The sequence below is a fragment of the Oryzomicrobium sp. genome, from assembly GCF_036820405.1.
In the GTDB taxonomy this organism is placed as follows: Bacteria; Pseudomonadota; Gammaproteobacteria; order Burkholderiales; family Rhodocyclaceae; genus Oryzomicrobium.
Genome location: NZ_DAISLS010000004.1, coordinates 120,047 through 136,040, shown reverse-complemented (window position 1 = coordinate 136,040; position 15,994 = coordinate 120,047). Strand labels below are relative to the sequence as shown.

General features: G+C 71.3%; 14 protein-coding genes. 10 read left to right on the top strand and 4 right to left on the bottom strand.

The annotated features are described in order from the left end of the window. Positions 1-222 precede the first annotated feature (222 nt). The 6 genes from V7Z98_RS04855 to ptsP all read left to right on the top strand — a co-directional run bounded on the left by V7Z98_RS04855 (position 223) and on the right by ptsP (position 7,134). On the top strand, positions 223-2,742 hold the full coding sequence (locus V7Z98_RS04855) for a tetratricopeptide repeat protein (protein WP_334157186.1): 2,520 nt from the start codon (positions 223-225) through the stop codon (positions 2,740-2,742). Then, positions 2,739-3,335, top strand: coding sequence for a gamma-glutamylcyclotransferase family protein (locus V7Z98_RS04850; RefSeq protein ID WP_334157185.1), 597 nt, complete (start codon positions 2,739-2,741; stop codon positions 3,333-3,335). The genes V7Z98_RS04855 and V7Z98_RS04850 overlap by 4 nt, the downstream gene beginning before the upstream one ends. A gap of 85 nt (positions 3,336-3,420) precedes the next feature. Beyond that, positions 3,421-4,572, top strand: coding sequence for an FAD:protein FMN transferase (locus V7Z98_RS04845; protein WP_334157184.1), 1,152 nt, complete (start codon positions 3,421-3,423; stop codon positions 4,570-4,572). Between the two features lie 38 nt (positions 4,573-4,610). Continuing rightward, a complete protein-coding gene (locus tag V7Z98_RS04840; RefSeq protein WP_293260924.1) occupies positions 4,611-5,024 on the top strand; it encodes a PTS sugar transporter subunit IIA in 414 nt (137 codons plus the stop codon). Between the two features lie 45 nt (positions 5,025-5,069). Then, positions 5,070-5,348 carry an HPr family phosphocarrier protein gene (locus tag V7Z98_RS04835; protein ID WP_293260927.1) on the top strand — a complete coding sequence of 93 codons (279 nt, stop codon included), beginning with the start codon at positions 5,070-5,072 and terminating at the stop codon, positions 5,346-5,348. A gap of 43 nt (positions 5,349-5,391) precedes the next feature. Further along, positions 5,392-7,134 carry a phosphoenolpyruvate--protein phosphotransferase gene (ptsP, locus tag V7Z98_RS04830; protein WP_334157183.1) on the top strand — a complete coding sequence of 581 codons (1,743 nt, stop codon included), beginning with the start codon at positions 5,392-5,394 and terminating at the stop codon, positions 7,132-7,134. 57 nt (positions 7,135-7,191) lie between these two features. Here ptsP and V7Z98_RS04825 read toward each other — a convergent pair whose 3' ends face one another. Further along, a complete protein-coding gene (locus V7Z98_RS04825) occupies positions 7,192-7,542 on the bottom strand; it encodes a DUF1840 domain-containing protein (protein ID WP_293260933.1) in 351 nt (116 codons plus the stop codon). A gap of 155 nt (positions 7,543-7,697) precedes the next feature. On the opposite strand from V7Z98_RS04825, the gene can reads away from it, so the two are divergent. The 4 genes from can (at position 7,698) to V7Z98_RS04805 (ending at position 11,152) form a co-directional block, all read left to right on the top strand. Next, positions 7,698-8,369 carry a carbonate dehydratase gene (gene can / locus V7Z98_RS04820; RefSeq protein ID WP_334157182.1) on the top strand — a complete coding sequence of 224 codons (672 nt, stop codon included), beginning with the start codon at positions 7,698-7,700 and terminating at the stop codon, positions 8,367-8,369. 2 nt (positions 8,370-8,371) lie between these two features. Next, positions 8,372-9,322, top strand: a complete 951-nt coding sequence (gene dmeF, locus V7Z98_RS04815; RefSeq protein ID WP_334157181.1) for a CDF family Co(II)/Ni(II) efflux transporter DmeF — start codon at positions 8,372-8,374, stop codon at positions 9,320-9,322. A gap of 108 nt (positions 9,323-9,430) precedes the next feature. Next, entirely contained in the window at positions 9,431-10,354 is a 924-nt protein-coding gene (locus V7Z98_RS04810) for an ROK family protein (protein ID WP_334157180.1), read from the top strand. 45 nt (positions 10,355-10,399) lie between these two features. Beyond that, the gene (locus V7Z98_RS04805; RefSeq protein ID WP_334157179.1) at positions 10,400-11,152 is read left to right on the top strand and encodes an MOSC domain-containing protein; all 753 of its coding nucleotides are present in this window, start codon (positions 10,400-10,402) and stop codon (positions 11,150-11,152) included. A 16-nt stretch (positions 11,153-11,168) separates the two neighbouring features. Here the strand turns inward: V7Z98_RS04805 and V7Z98_RS04800 are convergent, their stop codons facing one another. From V7Z98_RS04800 to hemE, 3 genes are all read right to left on the bottom strand, one after another. Next, a complete protein-coding gene (locus V7Z98_RS04800; RefSeq protein ID WP_334157178.1) occupies positions 11,169-12,296 on the bottom strand; it encodes a hypothetical protein in 1,128 nt (375 codons plus the stop codon). A gap of 55 nt (positions 12,297-12,351) precedes the next feature. Continuing rightward, positions 12,352-14,370, bottom strand: a complete 2,019-nt coding sequence (locus tag V7Z98_RS04795) for a primosomal protein N' (RefSeq protein WP_334157177.1) — start codon at positions 14,368-14,370, stop codon at positions 12,352-12,354. Between the two features lie 395 nt (positions 14,371-14,765). Beyond that, positions 14,766-15,848, bottom strand: coding sequence for a uroporphyrinogen decarboxylase (gene hemE / locus V7Z98_RS04790; protein WP_334157176.1), 1,083 nt, complete (start codon positions 15,846-15,848; stop codon positions 14,766-14,768). Positions 15,849-15,994 lie beyond the last annotated feature (146 nt).

Below are 15,994 nucleotides of genomic sequence, written 5' to 3'. Positions count from 1 at the left end.
CGGAACCCCGCGCCCCGCCTCGCTTTCCGCCCCCCCATCGCGGAGGCCAAGGCGGGGCGCGGCTTTTGCGGGCCATGCCGCCAGGATCGAGCACTGGCGCGGCCCTCCGCCCGGGGCGCCGCTTCCCGGCCTCGGTGCCGCGTCTGGGAATCGTCATGACGAGCCGGTAAGATCGGCGCGATCCCCGCCTCCGCCCCCGGGCCCCTCTTTCCCCACCCCGCCATGAGTCCGAGCCAACCCGCCTCCCGCACCCTCACCCTGCACCCCGGCACCTTCCGCCACGCCCCCGACGGCGACCAGATCGCCCTGCGCGCCGGCGACACCCTGCACATCGTCTGCCGCGAGGGCCTGACCCCGGTGGAACTGCTGCGCGGCCTGGACAGGGCCCACCACGCCCACGGCGGCAGCGGCCGCGTCGGCGCCGGCCTGGTCGAAATCTCGGGCATGCTGCTCACCAGCCTGGTGTTCCTGCTCACTCTGGGCATCCTCGACATCTTTGGCAATTCGCTGCATCACGTGATCGGCGAGTGGGTGCACGAAGAGGGCGCCAACCACGACGACGCCATCCGCGAAGGGCGCCTGCTGCTCCTCTCGACCCTGCTGTTCTTCGGCGGCATGGTGGCGGTGCGCCTGTTCCGCCGCCTGCCCCTGTTCGAGGAGAACCTGGAAAGCGTCGGCCACACCGTGCGCCTGGTGGTGGAGGATTTCCTCAATAGCAAGCGCCGCCAACGCCGCCGCCTGCGCCAGCGCTTGAAGCGCCTGGGCGCCGACCAGGTGGCCCGCATCGAGGTGTGGAACCCCCAGAGCGCCCCGGGCGCCACCGGTAACGCCGGCCACGGCGCAGCCCCCACCGAACCCCTGGCCTGGAGCATCCTGCTGCCGGCCCTGGTCGACGTCAGCCGCCCCGACTGCGCCCTGGCCCTGCACATCCGCCAGGACGAAACCGCCGACGTGTGCGCCGCCGCCCAGGCCCTGCCCGGCCTGGCGGTGGAGGTGGCCGCCCAGGCGGCGCCCGCCGCGACAGCTGCCGGCGCCGCCCCGCGCAGCCTGATCCCCGCCGCCGAACAGGCCTGGCTGCCGCTGCTGGCCCTGGCCGCTTTCGACCCGGAAGCCCTCACGCCCCTGGCCCCAGCCGGTGCCGCCCGCGTCTTCAGCGAGAACGCCTTCCACCGCCTGCTGCCCCTGGCCGGCAACGGCGTCACCCGGGCCGAGGCAAGCCGCTTCCTCAACCGCTGCCTGAACGACTACGGCCTGCTGCGCGACGATCCGGACAGCGGCCTGTGGTTCCTGGCCGGCGATGCCGACGCCCCCCCAGCCCGCCAGGGCGCCCTGTGGACCGCCCTGTTCCACGCCCTCACCGCCAACGCCCAGGCCTTCGTGGATGGGGACGATCCCCTCACCCACCTGGTCGTCAGCGGCGCCCTGTGCGCCCTGCTGCACGACCTGCCCCCCGCCTCGGCCGGCACCCGGCGGCGCCTTGCCCAGCAGTTGCTGGAGGTGGTCGGCGGCTTCATCGCCGCGGTCGAGAAGAGCGAGCGCTACGACCTGATGAAGCGAGTCCTGGCCGGCCCCGGGCGGCGCAATCTGCAGGACCTGGGCCGCTACCTGCCCCGGGTGGTGGACGCCGGCGAGGAACGCGGCGACGCCGACGCCGCCTTCACCCTGGATCTGGCCGAAACCGCCCGCTTCAACGCCTTCGGCTACGACACCCTGGCCCGCCTGGCCCGGCTGTTCGAAGTGGTCGGCGCCTATCCGGAAGCCATCGCCATCTGGACCAAGCTCGCCCCCCTGGACCCGACCCGGGCCCGGGTGCGCCTGGCCCGCCTCGAAGAACGCAGCGGCGATCCCCAGGCCGCCGCCCGGGCCATCGACCCGCTGCTCGCCGAACTGGACGCCGCCGCGGACGCCGGCGGCGAAGTGCTGGCCGTGCCGCCCCTGCTGCGCGCCGAGGCCTACCTGGAAGGGGCCTGGATCATCTACTCGGTGCTCGACGACGCCCGCCGCGATGAGGGCCGGCAGCGCCTCGCCACCGCCCGCCGCTGGCTCCTGGCCAGCCCGCCGGACGCCGCCGCAGCCAATGCCGTCGCCATCGCCTACTGGCGCTACCACAACTACCTGGCCCTCTACCTGGACTGGGCCGGGGACTACGCCGCCGCCCTGGCCGAGCACCGCCGGGCCCTGGCCATTCCCGGGGTGAGCGGCAAGTGGTACAGCGGCACCCTGAGCAACATCGCCTACGTGGCGCGCAAGGCGGCCCTGGCCGCGGCCAACGACGCACCGGCCGCGCGCCGCCACCGCCTCGACGATGCGGTCACCGCCGCCGGCCTGGCCGCCGACCTCAAGGAACGCCTCGGCGACGAGGACGAGTTGCCGGTGGCCCTGCACAACCTGGCCGTGTCGCGCTACTGCCGCGCCGCTCTGGACGAGGCCGGCGCCGCCCGGGACGAGCGCCTCGGCGCGGCCGCCGCCGCCGCCCGGGAAGGGCTGGCCTGGCTGGACAAGGCCGATTCGGACAAAAAGCGCGGCGCCCTGCTGCTGGAAACCCTGCTGGCCGGCCGGGCGGCCGGCGCCGACGCGGACCCGGCCGCCCTGGCGGCCCTGCTGGCCCTGCCCGACAGCGCCCTGGCGCCGGCCGAGCGGCGCGCCCGGGACCTGCTCGCCGCCGCACCGGACGAGGCCGCCCGCGCCACCGCCCTGGACGAGCTGGGCCGCCGCGTGCACTGCTTGGAGCTGCTGGCATGAGTCCAGCCACACCGTCGCCGGCCACCGCTCCATCCCCACGCGTTCTGCGCGTCTTCGCCTACGGTTCCCTGATGAACCCGGCCAGCGCCGAACGGGCCTTGCAGCGCCCCCTGGCGCCCCATGAAATCCAGGCGATGGAGCTGCCTGGCTACGTGCGGGTGTGGGATTCGCGCCACCGGGTGTTCTGCGAAGCCCTGGGGCGGGAAACCGACGCCGCCTTCCTCAACCTGGCCGCCGCCCCGGGCGAATCGGCCATCGGCATGGTCTACACCGTCAGCCCGGCCGAACTGGAACGCCTGGCGGCTCGGGAAAAGGGCTACGGGCGGGTGGACGTGGGCCCGGCCCTGGGCTTTCCCCCGGACGAACCGGTATGGACCTTCATCGACCCCCGGGGGCTGGGGGAGGGCAGCGCCGGCGACGGCGACTGTGTTTTCCTCGACGCCTACGAGGCCAAGGTGCTGACCGCCTGCGCGCCCCTGGGCGAGGCTTTCGTCGCCCGCTACCGGGCCAGCACCCGGCCCCCGGCGGCCCACCTGCCCCGGGTGCCCGGCGCCTACCGCTTCGCCGACCCGGTGCAGCGCAGCCTGACCTGACCCTGGGCCTGCCCGGCAGGGGGCGCTACACTGTGGGGCTCCGCCTTCACCGCCGGCGCCGTCCCCGCGCCGGCCGCGCCACGCCATGCCGCAGTCTCAGTCCCTGCCGTTCCTCCCCACCGCCCGCCGCCTCTGCCTTGCCCTGGCCGCCGCCCTGCTGCTCGCCGCCTGCGGCGCGCCGTCCACGGTGCAACGCGAAGCCTTCGTCTTTGGCACCCGGGTCGAGGTGCTGGTGGCCGAACCCAAGGTCTCCAAGGGCGAGGCCGAGGACGCCATCGGCGCCGTGCTGGCCGAGTTCGACCGGCTGCACCGCACCTACCACGCCTGGCAGCCCTCGCCCCTGACCGAGCTGAACCAGGCCTTTGCCGCCGAGCGGCCGGCACCGGTGAATGCCGAGATGGCCGGCCTCATCCAGGAATCCCAGCGCCTCTCCGCCCTGGGCAACGGCTTGTTCGACCCGGGCATCGGCAAGCTGGTGGCCCTGTGGGGCTTCCATTCCGACACCTTCGCGCCGCGCCTGCCCGACCCGGGCCAGGTGGCCGGCTGGCTGGCCTCGCGCCCCTCGGTGGCCGACGTGACCGTCACCCCCACGGCCAACGGCTTCGAGGTGCGCAGCCGCAAGGGCAGCGTCGCCCTGGACTTCGGCGGCTACCTGAAGGGCGTGGCCCTCGACCGGGCCGCCGCCATCCTGCGCCAGCACGGCGTGAGCCACGCCCTGGTGAACATCGGCGGCAACGTCATGGCCCTGGGCGACAAGTTCGGCCAGCCCTGGCGGGTCGGCATCCAGCACCCGCGCCAACCCGGCCCCCTGGCGGCCCTGACCTTGAAGGACGGGGAGGCCATCGGCACCTCCGGCGACTATCAGCGCTTCTTCGAAGTGGACGGGCACCGGTATAGTCACCTTCTCGACCCGCGCACCGGCCGGCCGGTGACCCATACCCAGGCGGTGACCGTGCTGGTCAGCCCGGGGCCGGGCCTGCCCGCTGGGGTGGGCGCCCTGTCGGACGCCGCCTCCAAGCCGGTGTTCATCGCCGGGCCCAAGGAATGGCGTGCCCAGGCGGCCCGTTTCGGCCTGACTCAGGTACTGCGGGTGGACCAGAACGGGGCCATCGAGGTCACCCGGCCCCTGGCGGCCCGCTTGCAGTGGGTACCCGGCGCCGACGGCAAGACCCTGCCGGCCCATACCGAGGTCGACCTGCCCGACGCCGGGAAACCTCCCGCCGCCGCCACGAACTAATTTGGAGCATCCGCCCCGCGCTGTTGCATGAAAACGGAATGACTGCTGGAATCTTGATCGTTGCCCACGGCGACCAGGGACGCGCCCTGATCGACTGCGCCACCCACGTCTACGGCACACCGCCGGAGCGGCTCGACGCCGTTTCCGCCGGCCAGGACGAGCCCCATGACGCCATGCTCGTGCGTCTGCGCGCCGAAGTGGCCAAGCTCGACGACGGGGCCGGGGTGCTGGTGCTCACCGACCTGTTCGGGGCCACGCCCTGCAACCTGGTGCGGGAGCTGCTCGTGCCGGGCAAGGTGGCGGCCCTCTCCGGGGTGAACCTGCCCATGGTGCTGCGCGCCATCCGTTTCCGCGACCAGCCCCTGGCCACCCTGATCGAACGGGTCCAGGCCGCCGCCGTGGAATGCACCGTGGCCGTGCCGGCGCCGGAGGCGGCCGACCCCCAACCGTGACCGTTTTTCGCCATCGATAACAACACTCGAACAGGACTTCGAACCATGACCCAGGCGATCCGCACCGAAACGGAAATCGTCAACAAACTCGGCCTGCACGCCCGCGCCTCGGCCAAGCTGACCCAGACTGCCGGCCGCTTCCAGTGCGAGGTGTGGATGGAGAAGAGCGGCAAGCGCATCAACGCCAAGAGCATCATGGGGGTGATGATGCTGGCCGCCGGCAAGGGCTCCAAGGTGACCCTGGAGACCATCGGCGGCGACGCCCCCCAGGCCATGGAGGCACTGCTGGCCCTGATTGCCGACAAGTTCGGCGAAGGAGAATAAGCTGCCCGCCCCCGCCGCACCGACCCGCCCGGCGGCTGCCGAGATGAGCTTCACCCTGCATGGACTGGGGGTGTCCGGCGGCATTGCCATCGGCTACGCCCAGCTGATGTCCCACGCCACCCTGGAGGTGGCGCACCTGACCATCGCTCCGCGCATGGTCGAGAGGGAAGTGGCGCGCCTGAAGGCGGCCGTTGCCGCGGTGCATGCCGAACTGGAGGAACTGCGCGAGGAAACCGCCAGCGCCGCCCCCGAGTTGCAGGCCTTCGTGGACATCCACGCCCTGCTCCTGGCCGATCCGGAACTGGCCGAGGTGCCCCTGGAGATCATCCGCGAGCGGCGCTGCAACGCCGAATGGGCCATGGTGCAGCAGATGGAGTCCCTGGTGGCCCAGTTCGACGCCATCGACGACCCCTACCTGCGCGAGCGCCGCGCCGACGTGCGCCAGGTGGTGGAGCGGGTGATCAAGGAGCTGATGGGCCGCCCCGGCCGGGCGGCGATGAAATCGGCCAAGGGGGTGCGCGAGGAGGACCAGATCATCGTCGCCCACGACCTGTCGCCGGCGGACGTGATCACCTTCAAGGAACACCGCTTCGCCTCGTTCATCACCGACGTGGGCGGGGCTACCTCCCACACCGCCATCCTGTCGCGCAGCATGGCCATTCCGGCCATAGTCGGCCTGCGCGACGCACGCTCGGCGATCCGCGACAACGAACTGGTGATCATCGACGGCACCCGGGGCGTGGTGATCGTCAATCCTGACCCCCGGGTGCTGGAGGAATACCGGCTGCGCAAGTCGGAGCGGGAGATCGAACGCTCCAAGCTGAAGCGCCTGAAGACCGCGGAATCCGAGACCCTGGACGGGGTGAAGATCGAGCTGCTGGCCAACATCGAACTGCCCGAGGACGTGGAGGCGGCCATGGAGGCCGGCGCCCAGGGCGTGGGCCTGTTCCGCACCGAGTTCCTGTTCCTCAACCGGGGCGACATGCCCGACGAGGACGAACAGTTCGAGGCCTACCGCAAGGTGGTGAAGGGCATGGAAGGCCGCCCGGTGACCATCCGCACCTTCGACCTGGGGGCCGACAAGGCCCTCGACACCTCGCGCCACTCGACCAACCCGGCCCTGGGCCGGCGCGCCATCCGCCTGTCCCTGTCCGAGCCGAAGATGTTCCAGGTGCAGCTGCGCGCCCTGCTGCGCGCCTCGCGCTACGGCCGGCTGAAGATCCTGGTGCCGATGCTCGCCCATGCCAGCGAGATCGACGCCACCCTGGCCGCCCTGGCCCAGGCCAAGGCCACCCTGCGCGAGAAGAAGATTGCCTTCGACGAGTCGGTACCCATCGGCGGCATGATCGAGATTCCCGCCGCGGCCCTGGCCATCAATATGTTCCTCAAGCGCCTGGATTTCCTCTCCATCGGCACCAACGACCTGATCCAGTACACCCTGGCGATCGACCGGGCCGACGAGGAAGTGGCCCACCTGTACGACCCGCTGCATCCGGCGGTGACCATGCTGATGGCCCACACCCTGGCCTCCGGCGAAAAGGCCGGGGTACCGGTGTCGGTGTGCGGCGAACTGGCCGGCGACATTGCCCTGACCCGGCTGCTGCTGGGCATGGGCCTGCGCCAGTTCTCGATGCACCCGGCCCAGATCCTGGAAGTGAAGCAGCGGGTGCTCAAGTCCGACGTGAGCGAACTCACCCCCCAGGTGCGGCGCATGCTGCGCCTGGAAGAGCCGGGCAAGATCCGCGAGGCCCTGGACCGGCTCAACGCCCCGCCGGCGAGCGACTGACACGAAGCGCAACCGCTGGGCCGTGACCGCTGGCGGCCCGGCCCCAGGGGATGCCGCTCAGCGCGGCGGGTAGAAATCCTTGGCCGCTTCCCACAGCACCGGCTCGTCCTTCTCCCGGGCCCGGCCGAGCATGTTGATGAGGGGCTGGGCGCGGATACCCAAGCCCACCAGCTCGTGGGGCTCGATGCCCACTTCGGGCACTTCCACCGCCGCCTCGTGGCCCTTTTCCTTGAGGGCCTTGTCGTGGGCCACCACCGCCGCCAGGCGCTCCAGGGCCTCGGGCACCTCCTCGGCGAGGATGATGCCCCGGGCCACCGGCTCCTTGCCCAGGACGGTAAGAAGCTTGCGGGCAACATCGTCGAACATGATGAGATCGGCGGCGTTCTTGCAGAAAAACTTGACGATCATGGCATTTTCTCCTGGCTGATCGCACCATTCTACCCGAGCGCCGCCGCCCCGACCCGCCGCCCCCCCTGGGGTAGAATGAATTCCATTCCATCATTCCGCGTCCTGCCCCGGCCACCCGGCCTTGGCGCAGCGGCGCCTCCCGGAGCGTCCCCATCATGCCCAGCCTTGACCACCTCTTCGAACGCAACCGGAGTTGGGCGGAAAAGATCCGCGCCGAAGACCCGGAGTTTTTCGACCGCCTAGCCAAGCAGCAGGCCCCCGAGTACCTGTGGATCGGCTGCTCCGACTCCCGCGTGCCGGCCAACCAGATCACCGGCCTGGACCCGGGCGAGGTGTTCGTGCACCGCAACGTCGGCAACGTGGTGGTGCACTCCGACCTGAACTGCCTGTCGGTGTTGCAGTACGCCGTAGACGTGCTGCGCGTGAAGCACGTGCTGGTGGTGGGCCACTACGGCTGCGGCGGCGTCAAGGCCGCCCTGCACGGCCTGCGCGTCGGCCTGGTGGACAACTGGCTGCGCCACATCCAGGACGTGCGCCAGAAGCACGCCGCCCTGATCGACGCCGCCGCCCCCGAGGTACGCCACGACCGCCTGTGCGAACTGAACGTGATCGAGCAGGTGTTCAACGTCAGCCACACCACCATCGTCCGCGACGCCTGGGACCGGGGCCAGGACCTGACCGTGCACGGCTGGGTGTACAGCCTGGAGAACGGCCTGGCCCACGACATGGGCATCTCCGTCGCCCAGCACGACGACGTGCACAGCGCCTACGAGAGCGCCCTGGCCCGCCTCGGCACCTTCCCTCCGGCCCAGCCCAGCCAGGAATGACCATGGCCCCGCCGCCGAACGCCCCGGGCTGCGCCCACTCCCACGCCTTCGTCGTCACTAGCGGCGCCGCCGAGCAGCGCACCCGCTGGGTCACCTACCTGACCCTGGCGATGATGGTGGTGGAGATCGCCGTCGGCTACCTGAGCCAGTCCATGGCCCTGCTCGCCGACGGCTGGCACATGGGCACCCACGCCTTCGCCCTAGGCCTGGCCGCCCTGGCCTATGCACTGGCGCGGCGCCACCGGGACAACCCGCGCTTCGCCTTCGGCACCTGGAAGATCGAGGTGCTGGGCGGCTACACCAGCGCCCTGTTCCTGCTGGTGGTGGCGGTGACCATGGTCTGGGAATCGGTGGAGCGCCTGCGCAATCCCCTGGACGTGCATTACGGCGAAGCCCTGGTGGTGGCGGTGATTGGCCTGCTGGTGAACCTGGGCAGCGCCTGGCTGCTGGAAGGGGGGCACGGCCACGACCACGCCGGGCACGACCACCACGGTCATGACCATGACCACGATCACGCCCATCATGGCGACCTCAATTTGCGCGCCGCCTACGTGCACGTGGTGGCCGATGCCGCCACCTCGGTGCTGGCCATCGTCGCCCTGCTGGGCGGCCTGTACTTCGGCTGGGTATGGCTCGATCCGGTGATGGGTCTGGTCGGCTCGGCGATCATCACCGTCTGGGCCGTGGGCCTGGTGCGCGACACCGGCCGGGTGCTGCTCGACGCCGAGATGGATTCCCCGGTGGTCGCCAAGATTCTCGACGACCTGCGCCACGACCCGGAGCACCCGGCCCAGCTCACCGACCTGCACGTGTGGCGGGTCAGCCGCAACCAGTACGCGGTGATCGTCGCCCTCTCCAACGCCTCCGGCGCTGGCCCCGACCACTACCGGCGGCGCCTCGCCCGGCGCAAGGAGTTGGCCCACATCACCGTCGAGGTGAGCCACCGCGCCTGACGCCGGTGGAATCAGCCTGCGGAATGGGCACAACCAATGGGCGCAACCCATTGCCAGGCGGGCCGCGGCGGCATCTAATGCCGTCCTCCCCTTTTGCCTTTTTCTTCCATGCTGCGCATCGGCATCGACCTCGGCGGCACCAAGATCGAAGCCATCGCCCTGGCCGCCGACGGCCGGGCGGTGGCGCGTCGCCGCGTGCCCACCCCCCAGGGGGACTACCCGGCCACCGTGGGTGCCGTGGCCACCCTGGTGGAGGCCATCGAGCACGAGTGCCGCGCCCGCGCGACTGTGGGCGTGGGCCACCCCGGCGCCCTGGACCACCGGGGGTTGATCAAGAACGCCAACTCCACCTGCCTGATCGGCCATCCCCTCAAGCGCGACCTGCAAGCCCTGTTGCAGCGCGAAGTGCGCCTGGCCAACGACGCCAACTGCTTTGCCCTGTCCGAGGCCATCGACGGCGCGGGGCAGGGCGCCGCCAGCGTGTTCGGGGTGATCCTGGGCACCGGCGTGGGGGGTGGCATCGTCCTTAACGGCCAGCCCCTGACGGGGGCCAACGGCATCGCCGGGGAATGGGGCCACATGCCCCTGCCGCTGCCCGCCGGCGACGACCTGCCTCTGCCGGCCTGCTACTGCGGCCGCGCCGGCTGCATCGAGACCTACCTGTCCGGCCCCGGGCTGGCCGCCGACCACCTGCGCCACAATCCGCATTTATCCCCCGCCCCCGGCCCGGCCCTGGACGCCCCGGCCGTCGTCGCCCGAGCCGAAGCCGGCGATCCGGCCTGCGCCGCCACCCTGGCCCGTTATGAGGAACGCCTGGCGCGGGGCCTGGCCCAGGTGATCAACCTGCTCGACCCGGAGGTGATCGTCCTCGGCGGCGGCCTCTCGGCCATCGCCCGGCTGTACCAGAACGTACCCCGGCTGTGGCTGCCCCACGTCTTCTCCAACCGGGTGGTGACCCGCCTCGTGCCGCCGGTGCACGGCGATTCGTCCGGGGTGCGCGGCGCCGCCTGGCTGTGGCCCCTGACCGCCTGACGCGCCGATTCCCGGCCGCCCCTTGACCCTTTCAGCGCAACCGCCATGACCGCTCCCCTGGAAACCCGCATCTTCGTCGGCGCCATCCGCCCCCTGCCGCCGGAAGGCCAATCCACCGGCATCTTCAAGGCCCCCCTGGCGGCGCCGGCGGCCGTCGGCCCCCTGGGCATCGCCGGCGACCAGCAGGCCGACCTGCGGGTGCACGGCGGGGTGGAAAAGGCGGTACACCAGTACTGCGCCGACCACTATCCCCGGCTGGCCGCCGCCTTTCCCCAGGCCGAGGCCCCCTTCGTGCCGGGCAGCCTGGGGGAGAACCTGTCGGTGGCCGGCCTCGACGAGGCCGCCGTGTGCATCGGCGACCGCTTCCGCCTCGGCACGGCGCTGCTTGAAGTGAGCCAGCCCCGCTCGCCGTGCTGGAAGATCGACGCCCGCTTCGGCATCGACTCGGGGCGCCACGGGCTGGCCCGCTACATCGCCCAGCACGGCCTGACCGGCTGGTACTACCGGGTGGTGGAAGCCGGCACGGTGCAGCCCGGCGACGCCCTGACGCAGGTGGCGGAGGGCGCCGGACGCCTCAGCCTGGCGGCCCTATGGAACGGCTGGCACGGCCTGCCGGAGGGCAGCGCCGATCCTTCGCCGGCTTGGCTGCGCCACCTGGTGGCGACGGTACCGGCCCTGCCGGCGAGCTGGCAGAAGAAGCTGACCGAACGAGCCGCCTGGCTGGAGGCCAACCGGCCCGCCAGCGCCCAGCCTGCGGTCGCCGCGCCGCCCCTGTGGCACAACCGTCCGGCGGACTGAACGCCCGCCGGCGGGCCTAAACCGCCAGATCCACCTGTTGCAGGCTACCGGGCCGGCCGTCTTCCATCAGGTACAGCCCGGAGGCGCGCAACCGGCCTTGGACGTCGCCCAGGGGATCGTCACTGCTGGCCGCGCCGCGGTAGAGGAAGGGGGTGGCCACGTTACCCAGCGCCAGGGCACCGATGCCCGCGTCCTTGAGGCTGGTCAGCTTGTCCGTCGCCACGCCGTTCTCCAGCTGGCGCTGCCACAACACCAACTGGCCCCAGACCGGATCGGATTCGTCGATCCAGCCGTTGTGGTCGCTGTCCAAGGCCGCCAGCTCGGCGAAGCCGTCGCCGCTGACGGCGCCGAACAGCTCGCGCCCGTCGTCGATGCAGCCGTTGCCGTTACGATCCCAGGCGAGCAGGGCACAGCCGGTGCCGACGAAGGGGATCGACTCCCGCGTGCCGTCCCCGTCCAGATCGAAGCGCAGCCCGGGGCCGTCCAGGTTGGCGGTGCCGCCGGGCAGGGTGAGCACCAGGGGGTCCTTGAAGGCGTAGGCCTTGCCGTCCTGCTCGACCCGGCTCACCGCCACGCTCTCCCGGGCCAGGGCGAAGTCCATGGACACGTCGATCTTCCGGCCGTCGGCGGTGCATACCTGGCCCCGGGCGCAGTAGCTGACCGATTCGCTCTCGTAGCGGGCAGCGATGGTGGTGCTATGCCATTCCACCGCCACCGCCGGGCGCTGGTCGAGCACGCTGGCGGTGGCGCCCGCCTTGGCCAGCCACAGGTCGGTGAGGGTGAGGGGGGCCGAGCCCTCCGCCCCGTCCGTTCCCTCGCCGCGCAGGATGGCCAGCAGGTCGGCGAGCAGCCGCTCCAGGATCTTGCTCAGGCGCAGGCCGTCGCCCTGGCTCGCGGACTCCGCCCCACGGGCGGCGCTGATGGAGAAAAAGCCCGGGGGCAGGGCATCGCTGCCGGTCGCCGCGCCATCGTCGGCGCCTTGCGCCGTGGCCGTGGCGCCGCCGGTGTTGCGGGCCAGGCCGTCGGCCATCAGGGCACCGAACAGTCCGGTGCGCACGGCGTAGCGGGTTTCCTGGCTCAGTTCGGTCCGGGACGATTCCCGGTGGGCTGCACTTTGCTGCAGCTGGCTGTCGGTGATCTTCATGGGCGCCTCCTCGTGGGTGGGCCCGTTCATTTGCAACCGCCGTGCCAGCCGTTTTTCAGCACTCCAGGGGGTCCACCTCCAGGTGCCAGCGCAGCCGGCCGGGGGCGGGCAGGGCCGCCAGGGCCGGGGTGAAATCGGCCAGGAAGGCTTGCAGGACGGGGCGGGCGCCGCATTCGAAGAGCAACTGGCCCCGTTCCAGGTTGGCCAGGCGGGCCATGCGCATCGGCACCGGGTCGTAGGCAAAAACCGCCGGATGGGCGGCCAGGATGGGCAGGGCCTTTGCCGCCTTGAGGAAAGCCAGGGAATCGGCCATGTCCGGCGCCTCGGCGCGCAGCATGGCCTGGTAGGTGTAGGGCGGGAAGCCGGCCTGGCGGCGCTCCTCCAGCTCCCGGGCGGCGAAGGCCGGGTAGTCGTGGGCGAGCAGGGCGGCGAACAGGGGATGGCCGGGCTGCTCGGTCTGGATCAGCACCTCGCCGGCCAGCTCGGCCCGGCCGGCCCGCCCCGCCACCTGCATGAGCATGGCGAAGAGCCGCTCCGGGGCGCGGAAGTCGGCGGCGAACAGGCCGGAATCGGCCCCCACCACGCCGACGAAGGTGAGGTGGGGGAAGTCGTGGCCCTTGGCGAGCATCTGGGTGCCCACCAGGATGTCGGCCCGGGGCGTGCCCGCGGCCTCGTCCGGGTGGATCTGTTCGAGCAGGGCTTCCCACTGCTTGCGGCTGCGCGCCGCGTCCCGGTCCACGCGCAGGATGCGGGCCTCGGGAAAGCGTGCCACGAGCCGTTCTTCGAGGCGCTGGGTGCCCCGGCCGAAGGGGTGGATGTCCTGGTTGCCGCAGGACGGGCAGGCCCGCGGGATGCCGGCCTCCAGGCCGCAGTGGTGGCAGCGCAGGCGCCGGTCCTTGAGGTGCAGCACCAGGTTGGCGGCGCAGCGCTTGCAGCGCGACACCCAGCCGCAGGAGGGGCAGGCCAGCACCGGGGCGTAGCCGCGCCGGTTGAGGAACACCAGACTCTGCTCGCCCCGGGCCAGGCGCGCCTCCAGGGCGGCGATGAGGGCCGGGGACAGGCCGTCCTCCAGGGTCTCGCGGCGGGTGTCCACCAGGCGGATGTCCGGCAGCCGGGCGCCGGCCACGGCCCGCGCCGCCAGGGTGAGCAGGCGGTAGCGTTGCTGCGGCCCGGGCTGGGCGTTGGCCCAGGATTCCAGGGACGGGGTGGCCGAGCCGAGCAGCACCGGGATGCCCAGGCCGCGGGCGCGCAGCACCGCCACGTCCCGGGCCGAGTAGCGCATGCCGTCCTGCTGTTTGAAGGAGGGGTCGTGTTCTTCATCGACCACGATCAGCCCCAGTTCGGGCATAGGGGTGAACACCGCCAGCCGGGTGCCGACGACGATGCGGGCGCTGCCCGCGAAGGCCGCCTTCCAGTGGCGCAGCCGGGCCGCCTCGGACAGTTCCGAGTGCAGGCTAACCAGGGGCACGCCGGGGAAGCGGGCGGCGATGCGCGCCTCCAGCTGGGGCGTGAGGTTGATCTCCGGCACCAGCAGCAGGGCCTGGCGGCCCGCCGCCAGGGTGTCGGCGATCAGGCGCAGGTACACCTCGGTCTTGCCGCTGCCGGTGACCCCGTGCAGCAGCCAGCCGGCAAAGCCCGGCGGCGCGGCGCCCAGGGCGTCGAGGGCGGCCTGCTGGTCGGCGGTCAGCTCCGGCAGGGCCGGGGCGGTAGCGGCCTTGGCCGCCTTGGGCTTGATCGCCCGGGCCTTGGGCGGGTCGGTGCGGCGCAGGGCGGTGGGCAGGGTTTGCAGCATCACTTCGCCGAGGGGCGCCTGGTAGTAGGCGGCGGCGAACTCGCACAGGCGGAACCAGTCCGCCGGCAGGGCCGGCAGGTCGCGCAGGATGCCATCCACCGGCTTCAACTGGTGGCGCGGCAGGTCGCTGTCCTCGCCCACGGCGACGACGATGCCGACCTTGCGCCCGCGCCCGAAGGACACCTTGACCCGGCAACCGACGTCCGCCGCCGTGGCGTCGTCGGCCAGGTAGTCGAAGGTACGGTAGAGGGGTACGTCGAGGGCGACGCGGACTACCGGCACGGCCGTCTCCGTCTGGAGAAACCGTGGGAAAGGCCGCCGCTGCGGGCTTGGCGGAGGTTGTTCACAGAACCTGTGGATAACTCTGTGGGGAAAGGCCGGGAAATCCGGCGAAAGCCCGGTGGGGCAAGGCTTGCTGTCATATTGCCGAAAAAATCGGCAAAATTAAATCCTTTATTTTTCAATGCGTTGGAAGCGCACCCCGGATTTACGTCATAAAACCGTCAACAACGCACCAGTCCTGGGCATGACATGGCGGACTGTGCATAAGTCCGGACTGAAACGACCGTTTTCCTGACGTTTTCATCGCCCTTTTCCCCAGTTTGGTGCCCGGAACCCGAGGGACGGGTTCCGGACACGGGGCAAGGGCGACGCCGGTGTGCTGGTGCGCTTGAGCCTCAGGCGACCTGGCGGCGCCGGCGGCTTTCGGCGTGGACCGTGTCCACCAGGGTCTTGACCACGTCGGGCGGGGTGAACTGGGAGATGCCGTGGCCCAGATTGAAGACGTGGCCGGTGTTGCTCGGCCCCGGGCGGTCGAAGGAGGCCAGCACTTTGACGGCCTCGGCGGCCACCACCTCGGCCGGGGCGAACAGCACCGACGGGTCCAGGTTGCCTTGCAGGGCGACCTTGTCGCCGACGCGGCGGCGGGCTTCGCCCAGGTCGATGGTCCAGTCCAGGCCGACGCCGTCGGCGCCGATGGCGGCGATGGATTCGAGCCACAGGCCGCCGCCCTTGGTGAACACGATCACCGGCACCTTCTCGCCGTCCTTCTCGCGCTTCAGCCCGGCGACGATGCGCTCCAGGTAGCGCAGCGAGAATTCCTGGTAGGCCGCCGCCGACAGGCCGCCGCCCCAGGAGTCGAAGATCATCACCGCCTGGGCGCCGGAATCGATCTGGGCGTTCAGGTAGGCAATCACCGCGTCCGCCGTCACCGCCAGGATGTGGTGCAGCAGGTCGGGGCGGGAGTACAGCATGGTCTTGATCTTGCGGTAGTCGTCGCTGGAACCGCCTTCGACCATGTAGCAGGCCAGGGTGTAGGGGCTGCCGGAAAAGCCGATCAGGGGCACCCGGTTGTTGAGCGCACCGCGGATCTCGGACACCGCGTCCATGACGTACTTCAGCTCGCCGTAGGGGTCCGGCACCTTGAGCGCCTTGATCGCCGCCTCGTCGGCCAGGGGGCGCTCGAAGCGCGGCCCCTCGCCCTCGGCGAAGTACAGCCCCAGGCCCATGGCGTCGGGCACGGTGAGGATGTCGGAAAAGAGGATGGCTGCATCCAGGTCGTAGCGCTCCAGGGGTTGCAGGGTCACCTCGCAGGCCGCCCGGGGGTTTTTGCACAGGTTGAGGAAGCTGCCGGCCTGCTTGCGCGTGGCACAGTACTCGGGCAGGTAGCGGCCGGCCTGGCGCATCAGCCAGACCGGGGTGTACTCGGTGGGCTCACGCAGCAGGGCGCGGAGGAAGGTGTCGTTCTGCGGGCGGGCCATGGGGCACTCCGAAAAGAGGCAAAAGGGGGATTATCCCAAAACCGCCGGGGCGAGACACCGGTTGGGTCAAAAAGGCGGCGGGCCAGGGCCGCCGGCGGACCGGGCGGAAATTACCCCGCCCCGGCAAACCCCGCTCCAGTATTGGC

Excerpts from the sequence above, each read along its gene's own strand:
- V7Z98_RS04855 (WP_334157186.1), top strand. The coding sequence starts at position 223 with ATGAGTCCGAGCCAACCCGCCTCCCGCACCCTCACCCTGCACCCCGGC.
- V7Z98_RS04850 (WP_334157185.1), top strand. The coding sequence starts at position 2,739 with ATGAGTCCAGCCACACCGTCGCCGGCCACCGCTCCATCCCCACGCGTT.
- V7Z98_RS04845 (WP_334157184.1), top strand. The coding sequence starts at position 3,421 with ATGCCGCAGTCTCAGTCCCTGCCGTTCCTCCCCACCGCCCGCCGCCTC.
- V7Z98_RS04840 (WP_293260924.1), top strand. The coding sequence starts at position 4,611 with ATGACTGCTGGAATCTTGATCGTTGCCCACGGCGACCAGGGACGCGCC.
- V7Z98_RS04835 (WP_293260927.1), top strand. The coding sequence starts at position 5,070 with ATGACCCAGGCGATCCGCACCGAAACGGAAATCGTCAACAAACTCGGC.
- ptsP (WP_334157183.1), top strand. The coding sequence starts at position 5,392 with ATGAGCTTCACCCTGCATGGACTGGGGGTGTCCGGCGGCATTGCCATC.
- V7Z98_RS04825 (WP_293260933.1), bottom strand. The coding sequence starts at position 7,542 with ATGATCGTCAAGTTTTTCTGCAAGAACGCCGCCGATCTCATCATGTTC.
- can (WP_334157182.1), top strand. The coding sequence starts at position 7,698 with ATGCCCAGCCTTGACCACCTCTTCGAACGCAACCGGAGTTGGGCGGAA.
- dmeF (WP_334157181.1), top strand. The coding sequence starts at position 8,372 with ATGGCCCCGCCGCCGAACGCCCCGGGCTGCGCCCACTCCCACGCCTTC.
- V7Z98_RS04810 (WP_334157180.1), top strand. The coding sequence starts at position 9,431 with ATGCTGCGCATCGGCATCGACCTCGGCGGCACCAAGATCGAAGCCATC.
- V7Z98_RS04805 (WP_334157179.1), top strand. The coding sequence starts at position 10,400 with ATGACCGCTCCCCTGGAAACCCGCATCTTCGTCGGCGCCATCCGCCCC.
- V7Z98_RS04800 (WP_334157178.1), bottom strand. The coding sequence starts at position 12,296 with ATGAAGATCACCGACAGCCAGCTGCAGCAAAGTGCAGCCCACCGGGAA.
- hemE (WP_334157176.1), bottom strand. The coding sequence starts at position 15,848 with ATGGCCCGCCCGCAGAACGACACCTTCCTCCGCGCCCTGCTGCGTGAG.